This window comes from Flagellimonas chongwuensis (genome assembly GCF_013376415.1).
GTDB lineage: Bacteria > Bacteroidota > Bacteroidia > Flavobacteriales > Flavobacteriaceae > Flagellimonas > Flagellimonas chongwuensis.
Window position 1 is genome coordinate 52,213 of record NZ_WYET01000008.1, and the last position, 20,211, is coordinate 72,423.

A 20,211-nucleotide genomic window follows, 5' to 3' on the forward strand; every position below is an offset into this window, starting at 1 on the left:
TGTTTAGAGGGTATCTACCAATTGGTTAATGGATTTAAATATTTTGATGGACCCCTCGAGAGGTTTTTGCTCTCCAATTTCTTGTATTTGATGTCCCAAAACATAGAGTTTGGAACCAGGAGATTTTTTCAACACTTCGCGGAACCGTTCAAAATAGTCATCGATTTCATCCTTTGTTGGAGCAACGGTAAAATAGGAGACAAACCTGATATTGTTGTAGTATTTCAGTAAATCCTCCAAACTTTCGATGGGCATGGTCTGTCCCAAATAAATGGTTTTGTAGCCTTGCAATGCCAATTGATAATTGATATACAATAATCCCAATTCGTGTATCTCGTTCTCAGGTAAAAACAGGACAAATACCTCATCTTTTTTGGTAGGTGACTCAAATTGAAGCTTCTCTGTGTGGATATAAATTTTTTGTTTTATAAGGTTGGATATAAAATGCTCGTGCGCAGGGCTTATGGTATTTGTTTGCCATAACAAGCCCAATTCGTTCAACAATGGTATAAACACCTCATTGAAAATCTGGGTGAATGATTTTTCTTCCATAAGACCGTTGTATGTCTTCAGAAAGAGAGATTGGTCAAAGTTGAGCATTGCCAATTTCAATGAATTGAGTGCATGGCTTTTTTCGCTTTTTTCGGAAATAATCTCGTTTACAAGGACAGGAATTTTCTCCTCGCCCATTTTGGCAATCTTGGAAATCTTGTACCCGTTGTTGTACAATAGCGTAACGTTCAACAATTTTTGTAGACTTTCAAGATTGTAGGTTCGGATATTGGTGTCGGTTCTTTCTGGGCTGAACAAATTATATCGCTTTTCCCAAATTCGGATGGTATGGGCCTTTATACCGGAAAGGTTTTCCATATCGCGAATACTAAAGGAAGTTTTTACGCTGTTCATCTTTTTTAATTAAACGTTAAACAAATTTACAATTTAAAAGATGCCATCCTAGTTTTTTATCATAAAATTTAGATTGTTCCTTATATATTTCAGTGATTTAGGAAATGATTTGTGAATATTTCAACCTTTGTTTATCATTTCAAGACGAGTTCTTTTTTCTGAAAATCAATTTTTTGTAGCATAAGAATTCGCTTTTCACATAAGGAAACAGTATAAGTAGACCTATCATATTGGGAAAGACCAAGGCCAATATCATGGCATCAGAAAATTTGATGACGGCATCTAAAGTGATGGCAGCGCCCAAAACGGTGAACATTAAATATATGATCTTGTAAGAAAGGTCCATGATCTTACTTCTGCCAAACAGGTATTTCCAAGCCTGTAATCCATAGTACGACCAAGATAGGATAGTGCTGAATGCAAAAAGGCATACGGCCAACATCAAAATCCACGAAGAACCGTTTATGGAGCTTTCAAATGCCAGTGAAGTAATGTTGACCCCGCCCAATCTGCTACCATCGTTGAGCAAGGCTTGCCCTTCCAAAACATTTCCGTAGACAAAGACGCCATCCATATTGAACAAAATGATGACGATCGCCGTCATGGTACAAACCAGAACGGTATCTATAAAAGGCTCGAGCAATCCTACCAATCCTTCGGATGCCGGATATCCTGTATTGACTGCCGAATGCGCAATGGCTGCAGATCCTGCCCCTGCCTCATTTGAAAATGCAGCCCTTCGAAACCCTTGAATCATAACACCGACAAAGCCCCCGGAAACGGTCGCTTCAGGTGTAAAGGCGCTTTTAAGAATCAAAGCGAAAGCATCATCGACCCATTCAATTTTTGAAAAAATGATGAAGAGCGCAGCGCCCACATACAGTATGGCCATAAAAGGGACCACCTTTTCGGTAACTTTGGCAATTCGCTTGATACCTCCAATAATGACAACACCGGCCAAAATGGCAAAGACTACCCCGATAATACTTCCTGTCGCATTTCCCGTGAGGCCAAAACGTTCTATGATCTGAGCGGCAGCTTGATTACTTTGAAAGGCATTCCCTCCGCCAAATGATGCTCCCACACAAAGCATGGCAAACAGCCCTGCCAATAATTTGCCCAATTTGGAAAATCCTTTTTGGGCAATTCCCTTGGAGAGATAGTACATTGGCCCTCCATAGACATTCCCCTTCTTGTCAATATCCCGGTATTTTACGCCAAGCGTACACTCCACGAACTTTGTTGACATTCCTAGAAGACCGGCAAGTATCATCCAGAATGTAGCTCCCGGGCCTCCGATGGAAATGGCCACGGCCACCATGGCAATATTGCCAAGTCCCACAGTGCCAGAAACTGCCGTGGCCAGTGCCTGAAAATGGTTGACTTCTCCTAAATGCCCCTCATCCTTTATTGTATCTACCAAATCACCATCTACCTCATAAACCTTTGGTTTTGAATTAGGTCGGTTTTTTTCGAGTTCATCATATTTTCCCCGGACCACTTGTATGGCAGTGGGGAAATGACGGACATTGACGAAACCAAAATAGATGGTGAAAAATAGCGCACCCCCAATTAAAATGATAAGAATCAAAGGAATTCCTTGGCCGAACATGGGAATTTCCGCCAAAATTAAATTCTCCCACCACACAGCAAATGGCATAAAGGCATCATTGATTTTTTCATCCAGTCCTTGATTGGATGCTGACACAAAATGTAGTGGTGAAAAAGCAGCTAAAGTGTTGTTGTAAAGTGTATTGACCATAATCGAAAGTTTGCCTGAATTTCGATTTTAGGTTTAATTAAGAAGCGCTTTGTCGGAATAGATTTATAAATGTCGGTAACACTAAGGCAGACAAAATTAATGTAACTATCTAATAATCAATGTATATGTTTTCTTTTGGAATGCGAAGCCTAATTTTTCTTTCCCTATTTTCCGACATCTCGAACAATGTTGCTTTTAGGGGCTCATAGTGTTTGTCCTTGGTCCAGTTCTTTTTGCCGAAAAGGCCATTAAGAATGGCTTCCAGTAATCTTTTTAATTCGTTATGGTCACTAATGTCGTAGTCTTTTGTGACATCAAAGTTTTTTGGTTTTATTTCCAACCAATCATCAGTCATGCCTTTTTTGCGCTGGGCAAATTCCTTGAAAAGTCGATAAAGGGCAGGTGTGAGTTGTATAATACGGTCTTTATCACCAGGGAACCCAATCAAGGAAACGGAGTTGGCCATTGTACTTGGTTTTTGGTCCTTTTTGATAAACTTTATTTTCAATTGAAATGGGTCTGGTATCAATGTTTCCGTAAGTTCTTTGACCCAGCTTAGCGCAAGGGCAAAAAACAACATGATCAATGATGTTTTAAATATGGCCGAGAACAACAATAAATTGATGTTGTTGTCCATTAATTTATAAATCTGAGCCATTAAGGTGACCAGTATGGTAATCAAGGCCAGCCAACCCAATAATAATAGCCTTCTTTTGATAAATGATTCCCAAAGTACAAATCCCAAGAAAATCAAGGTCAGCAATGCATAAACCACGTCAAGTTCATTGATGACGTAGGCTTCGCGTACCAAGAATATTTTAAACAATGTAGGAAACAGGGCAAAAGCAAATGGGATCCCTATGATAAGGGGCCATAATTTCGACTTGATCAACGGGGTAAGGGGGGCAGGTAAGTATTTGAACCATGGCAGCGCCATTAGGATAAATAAACTGTTGGTCAGTGAGAGGATACTTGTGAGTCCGTCTTTATAATGTGAATAGACTGAGCTATTGTTAAATATAATTTCAATAAGACCCGAAAATGCCCAACATAAGACGGATAGTGCAAGCCAAACCGGACCATAATCGTGTTGCCTTTTCCCAATATGGTACCAAATGGACATTAAGGAAAGAAAGGCAAATAGGCATACCGAAAGCTGCCACCAACCATAAAACATGGAAATTTCATGTGAAATCTGAGCATCCATGCAAACGTTACTTTAAGAAAGGTTTATACAAATTCAATTATTTAGGAATAAACTGGAAAATAATTAAAAAAGTAGAAAGTAAAACAATGACGCTTGTTCAATTTGCCGATAAAGTCATTAAAACAAAAAAACCGCAAGCAATTGCGGTTTTTTTCTGTGCCCACGACTGGAGTCGAACCAGCACGTCCTTACGAACACTACCCCCTCAAGGTAGCGTGTCTACCAATTCCACCACGTGGGCCTTTGGAATTTTAAGTGTGCAAATATAATTTTTTTGGGCAAAAGGAGAGGGATTTAATGGCTTTTTATGAAGGTTGGTTTTAGGGGGACGACCGTTTCGACTTTGCACAAAGTTTACAAAATCATAATATCTGTCTCCTCTTATTTTTCTGAAATTTGCCTTTGATGAAACACCCCCATACAAATGAAGCGCAGCAAGAACTAGCTCTTCGTGTCCAAGACTCGGACAGGGAAGCCTTTAACTCATTGTTTTCCATCTTGTGGGAGCCCATGTATACCTATGCAGCTTCCTTGATCATGAATAATTCCCTTGCCAAGGACCTTGTTCAGGATATTTGGATAGATTATTGGCAGCGAAGGGAACATGTTGAGGTGGAAAACATCAAGTCTTATTTGTTCAAAGCTATTCGCTATAAGTGCTATAACTCATTAAGGGATACCAAGTTCAACAAAACACAGATTGATGTTGCCGAATCCATTTATGTGGCTTCCGAAATTGAGCAGGAAGAAGATGTGCTCGAACTTTCCAAACGTATCGATAGGAGTATGGCCAACCTTCCGCAACGGTGTCAGGAAGTTTTTAGGTTGAGCCGAATCCATAATATCAGTAATAAAGAGATTGCAAACCAGCTCAATATCTCCCATCGCTCAGTTGAAAATCAGATTTCTTTTGCGCTCAGGCGACTTCGAAAAGATCTTTCCATTGTTAAGTCAATGTTCCTTTAAGCGACTTCTTTTTTAGCTAAAGGTTAAGCACTGCCCATTAAGTTTAAGTAATCATTAAACCGCATTTTTTGAATGTGCGTCCCTGTGCGTTTCTGGTACTTGTAGTTGAAACGGGCATACAATGACTGAAAATGAGATTAAGGTATTGATGAAGAAATACCTCAATGGAACCATTACCAGAGAGGAAGAATCCCTTTTGGAAGCTTTTGATTACAAACTGCTTTCTAAGAATCATCAAAATGTATTTAAAAACGCCCAACATAAGAGCGGAATTGGTCAAAAATTGGCCAAGGGTATCCAAAGTTCCAAGACAAGAAACCCTTTTTTACACTGGGGCAGAATTGCGGCATCACTGATCTTGTTGATGGGGCTATCCTACTTTTTGTACAACTATACCCATCAAGAAATAGAGGTAGAACCTAATATAATATTGACCAAATCCACGGATTGGGGGCAAAAATTGAATCTGGTTTTGGCCGATGGTACCGAAGTGTACCTAAACTCGGGCAGTACCATAAAGTTCCCTAAACTATTCGAAGCCGATAAGCGGGTAGTGGAGTTGGATGGTGAAGCCTTTTTTGATGTGGCAGAAAACCCTGATAAACCCTTCATCATAAAATCTGGGGAGGTGGAGACCACAGTTTTGGGAACATCTTTCAATGTAAATACCTACTCCGAAAGCAATCAAGTGGCCGTAACCGTAGCCACGGGAAAAGTAAAGGTGGCTTCTAAGGAAAAGCAAATCTTCTTGATGCCAAACGAACAAGGTGTGTTCGATAAGCAATCAAAGTCCATTTCAAAGAAGAAAATTGATATCGCAGCCTTACTACATTGGAAAGATGGTATCATTCATTTTGAAGATGCAGAACTCTCAGAAGTACTCGAAACTTTGGAACGATGGTATGGGGTGACCTTTGAAGTGGATAATGAAAACATAGGGGATTGCCATCTAACGGCATCCTATAACAACGAAAGGTTGAGTGCCGTCCTAGAAAGCATCGTTTATGCGAAAAAGGGAATAAGCTATGAGTTCCTGAACAGCAAAAAAATTCAATTAAGGGGAAAATGTACAGACTAAAACCAACTGAAACCAAACATCAATAAACTATGACATAGAAACAAACTCATTAAAAAAGAGACAGCCCATTACACTTTGGCGAGCGGAAATAGGCTGTCGATAGTTCAATAATTACAAATAATCATAACCATTTAAACATTATGTGAAATTATGAATTCACTAACTATTAAACAATTAATCAAGTTGACATTCCATACATTTTGCTTTCTGATTGTTTTGTCCCTGCTGAATCCGGTGCTTGCTGCCGATGCCAGAGGTCAGAACTTGGAAAGTTTTAAGGTGGATCTGTCTGTGGACGACGCCACCGTAGTAGATGTGCTGAGACAAATTGAAGATCAAACCGATTTCAAATTTGTATATGACCGCAAAGTGGATAGGTTGCAGAATACCTATAACATTGCGTACCAAAACGTTTCATTGAAATCTGTTTTGGAATTGATGGCCAAAGACGCCGACCTAACTTTTAGAAGAATAAACAATACCATTTCCATAGATGTAAAGCCCAAAGCTCCTAAAAGAGTGGTTGAAGTGGTTTTTCTGACAGTTACCGGGCAGGTAACCGATGAAAACGGAGTTCCCTTGGCGGGGGCATCCGTTATGGAGAAAGGCAAGGGCAACGGCACCATTACAGATTTTGATGGAAACTACACCATTGAGGTCGAGAATGATGCCGTTCTTCAGGTTTCTTATCTAGGGTACAAATCACAAGAAGTTGAGGTTAACGGACAGAGTACCATAAATGTACAGCTCGCACAAGACGCGACCATGCTGGAAGATGTTGTTGTGGTTGGATATGGAACACAAAGAAAAACGGATGTAACCGGTTCCATTGCCTCGGTGGACAGTGAGGATTTTAACAAAGGAATTGTAATGAACCCAGGTCAGCTTTTACAAGGTAAGGTTGCCGGTGTAAATATTTCCAACGTAAGCGGTGAACCGGGTGCACAACAAGATGTGATCATTCGGGGCGTAGGTAGTCTTCGTTCCGGGACAACGCCATTATATGTAATTGACGGATTTGCTCTGGACAACACCAGTACCGGGGTGCCGACCAACCCGTTGAACTTCATCAACCCGCAGGATATTAAAAGTATCGATGTATTAAAGGATGCCTCTGCCGCAGCCATTTATGGGGCTAGGGCAGCCAATGGTGTAATTGTGATCACTACAAAAAGGGGCAAGGCCGGAAGAACCCAAATGGATTTGAACGTGTCCACTGGTTTTTCGAGCTTGGCCAATCAAGTGGATGTTTTCTCTGCAAATCAATTTAGACAAGAGGTTGTTGCTGCAGGAGGTACTTTGGATGATGGAGGGGCCAATACCAATTGGCAAGATGCCCTCAGCAGAACCGGGTTTACCAAGAATGTGAACTTGGCCATGAGCGGAGCATCCGAGCAATTCTCATACCGAGCTTCTTTGGGAGTTAATGACCAAGAAGGAATTCTTAGGGGCAACGACCTTAAGCGTTATTCAGGAAGATTGAACCTTACCCAAAGAGCATTCAATGATCGGTTAAAGGTCGAGTTCAATATGACCGCTACCAGAACGGAGAACCTTCGTGCCGATTCTGATGCCATAGTAAGGGATATGCTTCAGTTGAACCCTACACTGCCATTGTATGTTGATGGTGAGCCAGCTTTGTTGGACAACATGCTCAACCCTTTGACACGAGAGCGAATCTATAGTGATGATGCCGTGAACCATCGTATTCTGGCCAATTTGGCACCTTCCGTAGAAATCGTAAAAGGCCTTACCTATAAATTGAACTTGGGTGTGGATTACTCTTCTACCGCTAGGGACATACAGCTAAAACCATACTCGCTGTTGGAAGATTTTGTCAGGGGCGAACTGAACAGCATCTATACGACCAATAAGAACAGTCTTATTGAAAACACCTTGACTTACAATTTGATGACTGACAGGCACAACTTTACTTTCTTGGTCGGGCATACCTATCAAGAAACCTTTGTGCACCAGAAAAGTTTTGAGATGGAGGATTTCTCCGATAACGGAATAGATCCAAAATATCAAGATCAGATCAGCTCCGAGGATATGCCGACCTATATGAACACCTATGCCACCGAGAACGAGCTGCAATCCTTTTTTGGAAGGGCCAATTATGTGTTTGACAATAGATACATGTTAACGGCTACTATGAGAGCGGACGGGTCATCCAAATTCGGGGGAAACAACAAGTACGGATATTTCCCTTCCGTAGCGGCAGGATGGAATATTATGAACGAGGAATTCTTAAGTGATAACGCTACTATCAACAATTTGAAACTAAGGGCCAGCTGGGGTAGAACAGGTAATCAGGAGATACCTTCAAAAATTACCAAAAGAAGTTTTACCGATAGTAGGGACAATAACGATTCCTATCCAATAAATGGTGATGAAAGCACTTTGGCGGATTATCCTTACGGAACTATATTTACCCGTTTGGCAAATCCCGATATTCAGTGGGAAGTGTCGGAACAGTTGGATTTTGGTCTCGATTTTGGACTGTTCAACAACCGTTTGTCGGGTACTTTGGACTACTTTAATAAAGTATCCGAGAACATTTTGCTGGAAGTAACACCGGCAGATCCTGTTCAACCTACCGATAAATATTGGACCAATATTGCGGATATGGAAATCAAGAACAGCGGTATAGAACTCTCCTTGGACTACCAAAGCGATTACAGCAGGGACTTTTCCTTTAATATAGGGGGGAACCTTGCGTACACCAAGAACGAGGTGACCAATTCACCATATGAGGTGTTGACTACGGGTGCTGCACAGGGAGCGGGACAAACCGATGCCACCATTAACGGAAACATCAATGGAGAGCCAATAGGTGCTTTTTACATGCAGGAGTTTTTGGGAATCGGGGATGATGGGCTCAGTATTTTATCCGATGATAGACAGGTTGTGGGAAGTGCATTGCCAGATTTGATCTATGCATTCTACCTGAACTTCAATTATAAGAATTTTGACCTTGGATTGAATTTTAACGGAGTGTCAGGAAACAAGGTCTACAACCATACCGCCATGTCCTTGTTCAGTAAAGGGCTCCTGACTTCCAACTTCAATACCACATCCATTGCCACACAGTTTCCCGAGGAGGATATTACCAACTCCAATGCCGTATCCACCAGATATTTGGAAGATGGGGATTTCCTAAGGTTGAACAATGCCACGTTGGGATATAACCTAAACCCTGCGTTGATTGGGCTGGATGGATTGGTCAATGCCATTCGCTTGTCGATAACCGGACAAAACTTGTTTGTGATCACGGATTATAGTGGGTTTGACCCTGAGATCAATTCCAACTTGACCATAGACGGGATACAGACCTTTGGTATTGATTACTTCAACTATCCCAAAACAAGAACCCTTGTTTTTGGCCTAAACGTATCATTTTAATCAAAAAAACACTTCAAAAAATGAAGAATAGAATAATAATTGCATTATTTGGAATAGGCTTGCTTACCAACATAAGCTGTACCGATCTTGAAGAAGAAGTTATTGATGAATCCCTCGAGGGTAGCGGTCAGGCCGAAGCAATCAGCGGGGCCATTGCACCAGCCTATGGGCAAATAGCCTGGACTTGGCGACATACCAACTATTACGGACTGCAATTGATTCCCGCCGATGAGGCCATATTGCCTTACCGTGGTGGAACGGATTGGTATGACAACGGGAAGTTTTTGGATGCCCATTCACACGACATCGCGCCCAGCAATGATCTTGTGGGAAGCTCTTGGAACGAAGTGACCCGAAATATTTCCAGAACCATTACTGCTATAGAGGTTCTACAACCTCTTGCAGAAGCCGGAGATACGCAAGCAGAAGGAGCATTATATGAAATGATAGCGTTGAGGGCCTATTTGAACATGCTGACCTTGGATAGTTGGGGATTGGCCTTTAGAAAAGAAGTTTCTGGCGAGCTATCGGAGATTTTAAGAGGGCAAGAAGCCATCGATTATATCGAAAGTGAATTACTGTCCGTTGTGGATGTCATTAATACGAGTAGGGGGCCAGGAAGGATTACCCAAGCTGCCGTGTGGGGCTTTTTGGCACGATTGAGCTTGAATGCCGCAGTATATCGTGATCCTTACGGAACACCGGATTTTACCCAAGAGGATATGAACAATGTAATCGAATACACCGATCACATTATCAATTCAGGAATGTTTTCATTGTCCCCAGAGTATTTTGAACTTTTCAATGATGAGAACCACGACAATCCCGAGTTGATTTTTGCGCTGGACCAGCGTGGGGTAATGAACAATGAACATAGTCGGTGGGCCTATTGGTCATTGGCAGGTTCGTGGTATCCTCGACCAGAGCACCCAAGTGCTGATGGAACGGATGGCCCTGCAATTACATCCGATTTTTATCAAACTTGGGTAGATGCCTACGGGGATATAGATCCAGCACAGGCGGATGCAAGATTCTATCAAGAAAATCAAATGATTCCAGCAGAGCTTCAGGATTTGACAGGAGTTTCTCCCGAAAATGATGAAGACCACTATTACTGTGTTTCCGCTGACGATTTTGAAATCAATAGAGGGATTATCCGAGGAGTAATTTGGGGACCTCGTAAGGACGAGAACGGTGCTTTTTATACTTGTGATGAAGGTTACCGTATCTATCCAGTGATTCAAAGAAAAGGAAATGGCCCTGATAGGGATGTGGATTATGTGAACCATAATTTGCAGGTGGATTTTACCAATCAAGGAAGATTGCACAAAAATGGTTACCGCGTTTCCAAGTATCAGTTTAGTCGCACTTCACCCAACGGAAACAACTATAGCAGTGTTGATTTGGTACTGATGCGTTTGGCAGAAATTTATTTAATGCGCGCCGAAGCAAAACTAAGAACGGGTGACAATGCTGGTGCCTTGGGCGATGTAAATACCGTAAGAACTTCAAGAACGGCCCGTCCGGCTCAAACCCCGGAGGCGTTACCGGCGATTGATTTGGAAATTTTGTTCCGTGAAAGAGGATTTGAACTCTACTGGGAAGGTTTTAGAAGAGGAGACCAGATTCGATTTGGTCACTACGAGGACACTTGGACAGAAAAAACGGACGACAACGTATATCATAGATTGTTCCCGATTCCACAAGATGCAATAGATGGAGCATCCAATGTTGCAGGATATTTGGAGCAGAACGAAGGTTATTAAGATCAGGTGTATTTTTTAGCTAAGCGGCAAGTTGGTTTTTCCACTTGTCGCTTATATTTTTATAAACAACAAAGAAAAGAGCATGAAGATTTTATATCGAATGGTTATTGCGGCAATGGCTGTTTTAGGCCCGGTGGGCTGTAGTACTAAAAAAGAACAAGAACAGAAAGAAGTAGTTTCCAAGGAACCCTTGAGCATCATTTTTATGATTGGTGACGGAATGGGTGTGCCACAAGTCTCATCCGCCTATTATTTTGGCGACAGCTTGCCGAATTTTTCACGGTTCAAACAAATTGGGTTTCACCAAACGTCCGCAACGGATTACACTATTACCGATTCGGCCGCAGGGGCCACGGCCTTCTCGACTGGAGAGAAAACCTATAAAAGAGCCATAGGAGTGTCTTCGGATTCCCTTCCAAAAGAAACCATTTTAGAGCAACTTAAGGAGCAAGGATATCAAACCGGGTTAATAAGTCTCACCACCATAACACATGCAACACCTGCCAGTTTTTATGCACACGTCACAGACCGTGACATGCACGAGGAAATTGCAGCTCAGTTGATAGATGCCGAAGTCGATTTTTTTGCTGGAGGAGGTAAAAAGTTTTTCCGCCAAAGAGAAGATGGCAAAGACCTTTTTGCCGAGTTACTGTCCAAGAACTATCATTTGGATACCTTAGGGCTTTCAAAACCCGAAATAGGCAAAAGGAATGCCTATGTATTGGCGGATGATGGGATACCATCAAAAGTTGAAGGAAGAGGCGATTATTTGTCCGAAGCCACCAAAATGGCCTTGGATTATTTAGATAAGAAGGATGCACCGTTTTTTATGATGGTAGAGGGGTCGTACATAGATTGGGGAGGCCATGCCAAAGATGCAGAAATGATGATATCCGAAGTCTTGGATTTTGATAAGACCCTCGGTGTTGTTTTGGATTATGTAAAAGCCAATCCCAATACATTATTGGTAGTTACCGCAGATCATGAAACAGGCGGTGTGAGCATAGGCAAACACTATCAGATGGACGAAAGTACCGGAGAAAAAAAGGAGGTTCCCGAAAAAGTATCGGTATATTTCAATACGGACCAGCACAGTGGCGAGTTGATTCCGGTTTTTGCCAATGGTCAGGGAGCAGAAAACTTTCAGGGAATTTACGAGAACAACGAGATTTACCATAAAATGTTAAAAGCCATAAATCAAACAAAATGAGAAAAAGAACCTATTTGTTGATTATTGCCGGAGTAGTGCTCTTTATTTCCGGAAAAGTTTTCGGCCAGAATAGTTACAAAATTCACTCACATAACGACTATGCACAAGAATTACCATTCTGGTTTGCATACAGTAGCGGAGCATCATCCATTGAAGCTGATGTTTTTTTGAAGAACAATGAGCTATATGTTACCCATGCGGAAGAGGAAATCGTAGAAGGGTATACTTTGAACAAACTATATTTGAATCAACTCAATGATCTGGAAGCATCCGGGAAGCTTAGGGAACTTCAATTACTTATCGATATCAAGTCCGAAGCATCTACCACTTTAAAAAAACTGGTAGATGTGTTGAAGGAGTATCCGGAATTGATATCAGATGGCAAAGTCAAATTTGTGATATCCGGCAATCGACCAAAACCTGAGGAATACAAAAACTATCCTGATTTTATTTGGTTCGACCATCAAAATTTGGAAGAGCTAGGAACTATTGATTTGAGTAAGGTCGCATTGGTGAGCACGAGCTATAAAAACTATTCGGTATGGAACGGCTATGGAAGAATGACAGGACCGGATTTAGCCCAAGTAAAAGATGCGATTTCCAAGGCCAAGGCATCCGGAAAACCGTTTAGGTTTTGGGCCGCACCGGATACAAAGACTGCTTGGGCACGTTTGGCCAAATTGGGAGTAGACTTTATCAATACGGACAAACCGGCACTGGCAAAACAATATTTGGACGATGTGGACAAAAACACTTTTACCTTGGAATCGCCAGTTGAGGTTTATACACCCAAATATGAATATGATGCCGATTCCAAACCTGCCAATATCATTTTAATGATAGGAGATGGAAATGGTCTTGCCCAGATTTCTTCGGCCATGATTGCCAATAGGGGAAATCTTACTATAACATCATTGAAAAATATCGGACTGTCCAAGACCGCTTCCTATGATAATCTTATAACCGATTCGGCGGCTGGTGCCACGGCTATGGCCACAGGGCAAAAGACCAATAACCGTGCAATCGGTGTAGGGCCGGATGGCGAAAACTTATTCAATTTAACCGATGAGCTGAGCAAGAAAAATTTTAACACCGCCATAGTGTCAACGGATGCCATTTATGGTGCCACGCCCTCATCTTTCTATGCCCACAGGGTAGAACGGGATGACACCCCGGGTCTGGTAGCGGATTTAAAACGTAGTCAGTTAAATCTTTTTGTTGCTGGTGGTGAAGGAGAGAAAAAAAATATTGAAGAAAAATTTTCCACCACAGACCTTTCTTCTCTCAGTGAATTGGACGAACCAACAGCAATCTATCTAGGGGACAATAAGGCGCCATCCATGGCAAATGGTAGAGGAAACGCACTTCCCAAAAGTGTTGCCAAAACGCTTCAGGTTTTGGGGTCAAAGAACAATCCTTTCTTTTTGATGGTAGAAGCTGCCCAAATTGATAACGGTGGACACTCCAACAGTACCAGCGACATTGTTCTTGAAATGTTGGACTTTGACCGTGCCATTGCTGAAGCTATAAAATTTGCAGATTCCAATAAGAATACCCTTGTGATTATTACTGCAGATCACGAGACATCCGGTTTTGGGATAGTGGGTGGAAATCTAGAAACCGGTACAATCCAGGGCGATTTCTTAACAGTAGACCATACAGGAATCATGGTGCCCGTATTTGCTTATGGACCAGGAGCCATTAATTTTAATGGGGTTTATGAAAATACGGAGATCTTTAAAAAAATCTTGGATTCTTTGAAGTAGCATATGATCAAGGACATTTTTTGAACAAAGATGTCCTTGGTTTTTTAAAGATACATTATCAAGTCAACACCCTCAGCTCTGAAATAAAATCATGAATAGGAACTATTGGGAGCAGGATTAGTTTCCTTAATTTTGTGCCATATTTCTTTCAAAGACAAACTATGGACAAGGATTTAGGTCGTTTGCTTTATAACTATCTAATTGAGTTGGGAATGGCGGAAGGCATTGCCACTTACATCAATTTGATTGTGTTGATGTTGGTTGTCCTCGTCCTGGTGCTCTTGCTCGATATCCTGATTTGGAAGATTCTAAGAGGTGTTTCCGTTCGCTTGGCCAGAAAGTCCAAGAATAATTTCGATAATTTTCTGGTTGCACATAGGGTTCCGAGGTACGTGGCACACGTGGTTCCACTTACCATTTTATTGGAATTTGTACCCATAGCGTTCGAAGATTTCGATTACGCAGAGGGCATAGCACTGAAGACCATTAAAATTCTCTTTGTTCTTCTGGTCTTGGTCATATTCCGTAAGTTTTTTAAAAGTGTAAATGGCTATTTAAAAACCCGGCCCAAGTTTAAGGACAAACCTATAAACAGCTATGTGCAGGTATTCATGATTTTTGCATGGATAGTGGGTATACTTACCATTTTTGCTATTGTAACAGGTACTACGGTTTGGAAGTTTTTTACCGCCTTGGGTGCGGCATCAGCAGTGGTCCTACTTATTTTCAAGGACTCCATTTTAGGTTTGGTGGCCAGTATTCAAGTGACCATAAACGACATGGTCCGCATCGGGGACTGGATTACGTTTGAAAAATATGGGGCCGATGGCGACGTGGTAGAGATCAGTTTGGCAACGGTCAAAGTCCGAAATTTTGACATGACCATTACTACTATCCCTACCTATGCACTGATTTCGGATTCCTTCAAGAACTGGAGGGGTATGCAGGTTTCGGGGGGAAGGCGAATCAAAAGATCGTTGATTATAAGGCAAAAGAGCATTCGTTTCTTAACCGAAGAGGAACTGGAAAAGCTTAAGAAAATACAATTGGTTGAAGCTTATATAAATGCCAGAAACGAACAGATTAAAGCCTACAATCAAGATAACAAAATCAATAAAGAATTATTGGTAAATGGAAGGAATCTCACCAATTTCGGTGTTTTCCGGAAGTATGTGACGACCTATTTGGAAGGTCACTCTGCCATAAATAAAAATATGACTTTGATGGTTAGGCAGTTACAACCTACTCCACAGGGCATTCCCTTGGAGATTTATGCGTTCAGTTCAGATAAAAGATGGGAAAATTATGAATATGTGATGGCCGATATATTTGATCATCTGCTCGCTGCTCTACCATATTTTTCTTTGGAGCTTTTTGAGCTTCCCGTTACAAAAGAGTTCGTTCCTGTTGAGGAAGACGAACCTAAAGCCTGATTTTTAGGGCAAAGCGGCGGCCAAAGCAATTTTCACCATATCCTTAAAAGAACTTTCACGGGCGTGGGCCGATAATCTTTCCTTCGTCACCAATGAATCTGAAATGGTAAGGATGCTCAAAGCCTTTATGTTGTACTTTGCGGCTATGGTGTAAAGTCCGGCTGTTTCCATTTCCACACAAAGCACTCCATATTGTGCCCAGAGTTTGTACTCCTCCGGGTCATCTACATAAAATTCGTCGGAAGAAAGTACATTGCCTGCCTTTATCGGAATTTTATGTTCCTGTGCATAATTCACTGCTTTAATAAAAAGCTCAAAATTGGCAGTGGGGGAATAATCGGAGTTGATAAACTTTGAGTTGTTGATGCCCGAAGTGGTTGAAGCGGCCATCGCCAATACCACATCGTTTATTTTTACATTTTCTTGGTAGGAACCTGCAGAACCCACGCGGATAATGTTCTTGACCTCATAATCTTGAATCAGCTCATGAAAATAAATCATGGCGGAGGGCATGCCCATACCGCTGCCTTGAACAGATATTCTTTGGCCCTTGTATGTTCCCGTGTAACCGAGCATACCCCGTATTTTGTTATAGCAAAAGGCATCTTCCAGAAAAGTTTCCGCAATCCATTTAGCACGCAGGGGGTCCCCCGGCATTAAGACCGTGGCGGCAATCTCTCCTTGTTTGGCTTCAATATGGGTGCTCATTACTTGTTTTTATTGAATTAATGATGGTCCAGATGAGGTTCCAATTCGGGATACACCGAGTTCAATATATTTTAAGGCTTCTTCACGGGTCTTAATTCCACCTGAAGCTTTTATTTTTGCGTTATCGCCAACAACTCTTTTCATGAGGGCCACATCTTGCAGCGTGGCTCCGCCCGTACCAAAACCGGTAGAGGTTTTTACATAATCCGCCTTTGCTTCAACAGCTAAACGGCACGCTATTTCTTTCTCTTCATTTGATAGGAAACAGGTTTCAATGATTACTTTTAGTACATGGTCGCCAATGGCTTTTTTAATAGCTTCAATCTCCTCTCGAACGGCATCATAATCTTTCGATTTTAACCATCCTATATTAATGACCATATCAATTTCATCCGCACCGTTTTCAATACAGTCGACTGCTTCTTGGACCTTTGCCTTGAAAGACATGGCTCCTAATGGAAAACCCACTACGGCAGCAATTTTTATATGTGTTCCCCTCAGTACTTTTTTTGCGGAGGATACATGGCAGCCGTTAACGCAAACGGCATAAAAATTATATTCAATGGCCTCTTTGCACAATGCTTCAATATCGGTAGTGGTGGCCGTAGGCTTTAAATTGGTATGGTCAATGTATTTTTCCAAAGGAATAATAGTGATTAAAAGCTAAAGATAACCAACATATACCATTTATTCTTCCGACAGATGGTCTAAGATTTTTAAACATATGCTGATACGGCACACCTCTTTTCTACATATCAAAACAAACCCCCAATTTGTTAAAAATTCTTCATTGAATAGCAATGGAATTTGCTTGGAATATAGTAGTTTGCTAGGTGTACTGAACTATGTTTAACAAAACAAATAAAATGAAAAAAATTGTAACATTTGGAGAAATCATGCTCCGTTTGGCCCCCAAAGAAAACCTAAGGTTTTCTCAGGCATCAGAATTTAATGTCATTTATGGGGGAGGGGAGTCCAACGTAGCTGTATCCTTGGCCAATTATGGCCTTCCCGTGGAATTTGTTACGCGTTTGCCCAAAAATGATATTGGCGAATGTGCTCTTATGGAAATGAGAAAGCGGAACGTAGGTACCAATCATATTGCTTATGGAGGCGATAGACTTGGAATTTATTTTCTGGAAACGGGGGCCGTAAGTAGAGGGAGCAAAGTAGTTTATGATAGAGCCCATTCTGCCATGGCAGAAATTCAACCCGGAATGATAGATTGGAAAGAAGTTTTCAAAGATGCTCACTGGTTCCATTGGACGGGTATTACACCTGCAATTTCACAAGGTGCTGCCGATGCCTGCTTGGAGGCCGTTAAGGTGGCCAGTGATATGGGACTCACCATTTCAACGGATTTAAACTATAGAGCTAAATTGTGGAAGTATGGAGTGGAACCGGAGAAAATTATGACCCCATTGGTGTCATATTGCGATGTGATCCTCGGCAATGAAGAAGATGCACATAAACATTTTGGTATTCATCCCAAAGGACTGGATGTCCATAAAGATGGTAAGGATGTAACAGCTGAAGCATTTTTATCAGTTTGCGAACAAATGATGGAAAAATTCCCAAGAGCCAAAAAAGTAATTACAACTTTAAGAGGTTCCATTAGCGCGTCGCACAATACATGGGCGGGGGTAATGTACGATGGGAAAAGAATGTACAAGTCGACAACCTATCAAATTACACATATTGTGGATAGAGTAGGAGGAGGCGATAGTTTTATGGGCGGTTTGATATATGGGTTGAATACTTATAATGATGACCAGAAGGCTTTGGAGTTTGCAGTTGCAGCATCCTGTTTGAAGCATACCATTTACGGTGATGCGAATCTAGCTACAATCGCCGAGGTGGAAAAGCTGATGGAAGGCGATGCATCAGGAAGGGTGGCAAGATAGTTTTTTATTTACCTATTTATACAATCGATTGTGTAAATCAACCGAACAGCCATGAAAAAGAAAAGCCCCGTAATTACGGGGCTTTTCAACATATAAATTTTTCTATTATTATCCAGTAAAGTAAGAAAGGATACCTATTACTATTACCACCAAGAGCACCGAAAGTACAATATCGATAGTGCTATAACTACCTTTTGAATTTATACGATCCTCGGGAGACAGTGTTCCAAAGGACAGTCCTTTTATGGTCGTATAGTTTGGTGGAGCGGTTGCCAAAGTAACGGCAATGCACAACGCTACGGAAAAAAGAAACATAAAGATGGCCATATGGGCAAAGTTTACCGTAGCAAACGCAAACAGAAATCCAGATAACTCTGTTCCTGCTGCAATCTCAGGTTGGTAATAAATCTCTGACCCCAAACGCAGGATTAATAAAACCAGTCCCGCCAATAATGTGGTAATGGCCGCTTTGGAGTTTACCCTTTTCCAGATGATTCCCAATAAAAATACCGTGGTTACGGGCGGTGCGATATATGATTGCACGTTCTGTAGGTATTGGTACATAACACCACCGCCAATTTTGTCCATAATCGGGATCCAGATGATACCCAAGACAACAATAATACCAGTGGCAATCTTACCAATGGTCAATAATTCCCGTTCAGATTTTTCTGGGCGCAATTTTTTGTAGATATCAATGGTGAAGATGGTGGAGCATGAATTGAACACAGATGCCAAAGAGCTCATCAATGCGGCCATAAGACCACCTGCGACCAAACCTTTTAATCCAACAGGCAGTAAAGTTTTTACCAACATAGGGAAAGCCCTATCAGCTCTATCTACACTAAAAACCTCAGGATTTTGAATGGTGAGTGCAAAGGCAATGATACCAGGAATCAAGAAAATCAAAATAGGCATCAATTTTAGATAGGCTCCAAAAATGGCCCCTCGTCTACCAATCTTAATATTATTGGCCGCCAAGGTACGCTGGACAATATATTGATCGGTACACCAATACCAAATTCCAACAATGGTTCCACCGAACAGCAATCCGGTCCACGGAAAATCAGGGTCGCTCATGGGTCTCCACATATTAAAATGGTCTGGGCTTACAGAGGTTACTGTTTCGTGCAGTTGTCCCCAACCACCTACTTCTTTCAGTCCAAGGTAGGTAATCACCAACGAGCCTAAAATCAGGATAACAGTCTGTAATGTCTCGGTGTAAATAACAGCTTTCATACCGCCGACAACAGTATAGATTCCTGTAAATATGACTACACCGATAGCTCCATACCAAAATGGGATTCCCAAAAGCTCGGAAACAACAATACCACCGGCGTAAATGGTTACCGATACTTTGGTAAGCACATAGGCGACCAAAGAAAAAATGGACAAGAACCAGCGGGAACGACTATCGAAACGTTTTTCCAAAAACTCAGGCATGGTAAATGCACCACTTCGGATGTAAAAAGGCAGGAACAACCAGCCCAACAATAGTACAATCCAAGCATGCAGCTCATAATGCGCCATTGGGGTTCCTGTTTCAAACCCTGTACCTGCTAGGCCTACCACGTGTTCCGAGCCTATGTTCGAAGCAAATATGGAGGCACCTATCACAAACCACCCTACATTTCTACCGGCCAAAAAATAGTCTTCGGTATTTTTGTTCTTTTGGGATACCACCCAAACGGCAACGCCGATCAAGGCCAAAAAGTAAATGCCCAGAACAATCCAATCCGGCCTTTCCAAAACTGATTCCATAATTAAGTTTGATTAGTTAACGAAGTATTTTATTTATTGGTTTGATATATATATATTAATGCTAAGATCTTTCAATAGTGCACATAGCGTCTCCACTTGAATCGATTATGTTTATATCTTTTAGGTATTTGTCAATGGTTAATGTGAACACCTTATCAGTATCTTGATTAAAAAAGTACATATTTTTTCATATCTTATTTCAAATATAGTTAACGGAATCGATTGCATAAATTAATTTTTAAATTTCTTTTGTTGAAGTAAACATTTCTAGGGAGATAAGGTATTTGCTCTTGATCGGAATGAGCCTAAATAGCGCCAAATCCAAAAATCGATTTCAAA

At 41.4% G+C, this 20,211-nt stretch carries 14 protein-coding genes and 1 tRNA gene; 8 read left to right on the forward strand and 7 right to left on the reverse strand.

Annotated features, from left to right (window positions below):
* Nucleotides 1-3 precede the first annotated feature (3 nt).
* The 4 genes from GUA46_RS14730 to GUA46_RS14745 form a co-directional block, all read right to left on the reverse strand.
* Complete coding sequence (locus tag GUA46_RS14730; RefSeq protein ID WP_108245236.1) at nucleotides 4-906, reverse strand: MerR family transcriptional regulator; 903 nt, start codon at nucleotides 904-906, stop codon at nucleotides 4-6.
* Nucleotides 907-1,045: 139 nt separating this feature from the next.
* Nucleotides 1,046-2,668, reverse strand: coding sequence for an alanine/glycine:cation symporter family protein (locus GUA46_RS14735; protein WP_176621133.1), 1,623 nt, complete (start codon nucleotides 2,666-2,668; stop codon nucleotides 1,046-1,048).
* 109 nt (nucleotides 2,669-2,777) lie between these two features.
* Entirely contained in the window at nucleotides 2,778-3,875 is a 1,098-nt protein-coding gene (locus GUA46_RS14740; RefSeq protein ID WP_176621134.1) for a hypothetical protein, read from the reverse strand.
* A gap of 157 nt (nucleotides 3,876-4,032) precedes the next feature.
* Nucleotides 4,033-4,116 (reverse strand) — tRNA-Leu (locus GUA46_RS14745).
* 164 nt (nucleotides 4,117-4,280) lie between these two features.
* On the opposite strand from GUA46_RS14745, the gene GUA46_RS14750 reads away from it, so the two are divergent.
* From GUA46_RS14750 to GUA46_RS14780, 7 genes are all read left to right on the forward strand, one after another.
* On the forward strand, nucleotides 4,281-4,841 hold the full coding sequence (locus GUA46_RS14750; RefSeq protein WP_176621135.1) for an RNA polymerase sigma-70 factor: 561 nt from the start codon (nucleotides 4,281-4,283) through the stop codon (nucleotides 4,839-4,841).
* 121 nt (nucleotides 4,842-4,962) lie between these two features.
* Nucleotides 4,963-5,919: a FecR family protein gene (locus tag GUA46_RS14755; protein WP_176621136.1), complete on the forward strand. Its 957-nt coding sequence runs from the start codon at nucleotides 4,963-4,965 to the stop codon at nucleotides 5,917-5,919.
* 150 nt (nucleotides 5,920-6,069) lie between these two features.
* Entirely contained in the window at nucleotides 6,070-9,324 is a 3,255-nt protein-coding gene (locus tag GUA46_RS14760; RefSeq protein ID WP_176621137.1) for a SusC/RagA family TonB-linked outer membrane protein, read from the forward strand.
* A 20-nt stretch (nucleotides 9,325-9,344) separates the two neighbouring features.
* Nucleotides 9,345-11,090 carry a RagB/SusD family nutrient uptake outer membrane protein gene (locus GUA46_RS14765; RefSeq protein WP_176621138.1) on the forward strand — a complete coding sequence of 582 codons (1,746 nt, stop codon included), beginning with the start codon at nucleotides 9,345-9,347 and terminating at the stop codon, nucleotides 11,088-11,090.
* 82 nt (nucleotides 11,091-11,172) lie between these two features.
* On the forward strand, nucleotides 11,173-12,300 hold the full coding sequence (locus tag GUA46_RS14770; protein WP_229418523.1) for an alkaline phosphatase: 1,128 nt from the start codon (nucleotides 11,173-11,175) through the stop codon (nucleotides 12,298-12,300).
* Nucleotides 12,297-14,066, forward strand: a complete 1,770-nt coding sequence (locus GUA46_RS14775) for an alkaline phosphatase (RefSeq protein WP_176621139.1) — start codon at nucleotides 12,297-12,299, stop codon at nucleotides 14,064-14,066. Before GUA46_RS14770 ends, GUA46_RS14775 begins: the two co-directional genes overlap by 4 nt.
* A gap of 161 nt (nucleotides 14,067-14,227) precedes the next feature.
* Nucleotides 14,228-15,499 (forward strand): mechanosensitive ion channel family protein, encoded by a 1,272-nt coding sequence (locus GUA46_RS14780; RefSeq protein ID WP_108245228.1) that lies wholly within the window; start codon nucleotides 14,228-14,230, stop codon nucleotides 15,497-15,499.
* A gap of 3 nt (nucleotides 15,500-15,502) precedes the next feature.
* Here GUA46_RS14780 and deoD read toward each other — a convergent pair whose 3' ends face one another.
* Both deoD and deoC read right to left on the reverse strand, forming a co-directional pair.
* Complete coding sequence (deoD, locus tag GUA46_RS14785; protein WP_176621140.1) at nucleotides 15,503-16,207, reverse strand: purine-nucleoside phosphorylase; 705 nt, start codon at nucleotides 16,205-16,207, stop codon at nucleotides 15,503-15,505.
* Nucleotides 16,208-16,216: 9 nt separating this feature from the next.
* On the reverse strand, nucleotides 16,217-16,855 hold the full coding sequence (gene deoC, locus GUA46_RS14790) for a deoxyribose-phosphate aldolase (protein WP_108245226.1): 639 nt from the start codon (nucleotides 16,853-16,855) through the stop codon (nucleotides 16,217-16,219).
* Between the two features lie 218 nt (nucleotides 16,856-17,073).
* Here deoC and GUA46_RS14795 point away from each other — a divergent pair, with 218 nt between their 5' ends.
* A complete protein-coding gene (locus GUA46_RS14795; protein ID WP_176621141.1) occupies nucleotides 17,074-18,111 on the forward strand; it encodes a sugar kinase in 1,038 nt (345 codons plus the stop codon).
* Nucleotides 18,112-18,219: 108 nt separating this feature from the next.
* Here GUA46_RS14795 and GUA46_RS14800 read toward each other — a convergent pair whose 3' ends face one another.
* Nucleotides 18,220-19,872 carry a sodium:solute symporter gene (locus GUA46_RS14800; protein WP_176621142.1) on the reverse strand — a complete coding sequence of 551 codons (1,653 nt, stop codon included), beginning with the start codon at nucleotides 19,870-19,872 and terminating at the stop codon, nucleotides 18,220-18,222.
* Nucleotides 19,873-20,211: the final 339 nt, after the last annotated feature.

Coding starts and splice junctions, on each gene's coding strand:
- GUA46_RS14730 (WP_108245236.1), bottom strand. CDS start 906: ATGAACAGCGTAAAAACTTCCTTTAGTATTCGCGATATGGAAAACCTT.
- GUA46_RS14735 (WP_176621133.1), bottom strand. CDS start 2,668: ATGGTCAATACACTTTACAACAACACTTTAGCTGCTTTTTCACCACTA.
- GUA46_RS14740 (WP_176621134.1), bottom strand. CDS start 3,875: ATGGATGCTCAGATTTCACATGAAATTTCCATGTTTTATGGTTGGTGG.
- GUA46_RS14750 (WP_176621135.1), top strand. CDS start 4,281: ATGAAACACCCCCATACAAATGAAGCGCAGCAAGAACTAGCTCTTCGT.
- GUA46_RS14755 (WP_176621136.1), top strand. CDS start 4,963: ATGACTGAAAATGAGATTAAGGTATTGATGAAGAAATACCTCAATGGA.
- GUA46_RS14760 (WP_176621137.1), top strand. CDS start 6,070: ATGAATTCACTAACTATTAAACAATTAATCAAGTTGACATTCCATACA.
- GUA46_RS14765 (WP_176621138.1), top strand. CDS start 9,345: ATGAAGAATAGAATAATAATTGCATTATTTGGAATAGGCTTGCTTACC.
- GUA46_RS14770 (WP_229418523.1), top strand. CDS start 11,173: ATGAAGATTTTATATCGAATGGTTATTGCGGCAATGGCTGTTTTAGGC.
- GUA46_RS14775 (WP_176621139.1), top strand. CDS start 12,297: ATGAGAAAAAGAACCTATTTGTTGATTATTGCCGGAGTAGTGCTCTTT.
- GUA46_RS14780 (WP_108245228.1), top strand. CDS start 14,228: ATGGACAAGGATTTAGGTCGTTTGCTTTATAACTATCTAATTGAGTTG.
- deoD (WP_176621140.1), bottom strand. CDS start 16,207: ATGAGCACCCATATTGAAGCCAAACAAGGAGAGATTGCCGCCACGGTC.
- GUA46_RS14795 (WP_176621141.1), top strand. CDS start 17,074: ATGAAAAAAATTGTAACATTTGGAGAAATCATGCTCCGTTTGGCCCCC.
- GUA46_RS14800 (WP_176621142.1), bottom strand. CDS start 19,872: ATGGAATCAGTTTTGGAAAGGCCGGATTGGATTGTTCTGGGCATTTAC.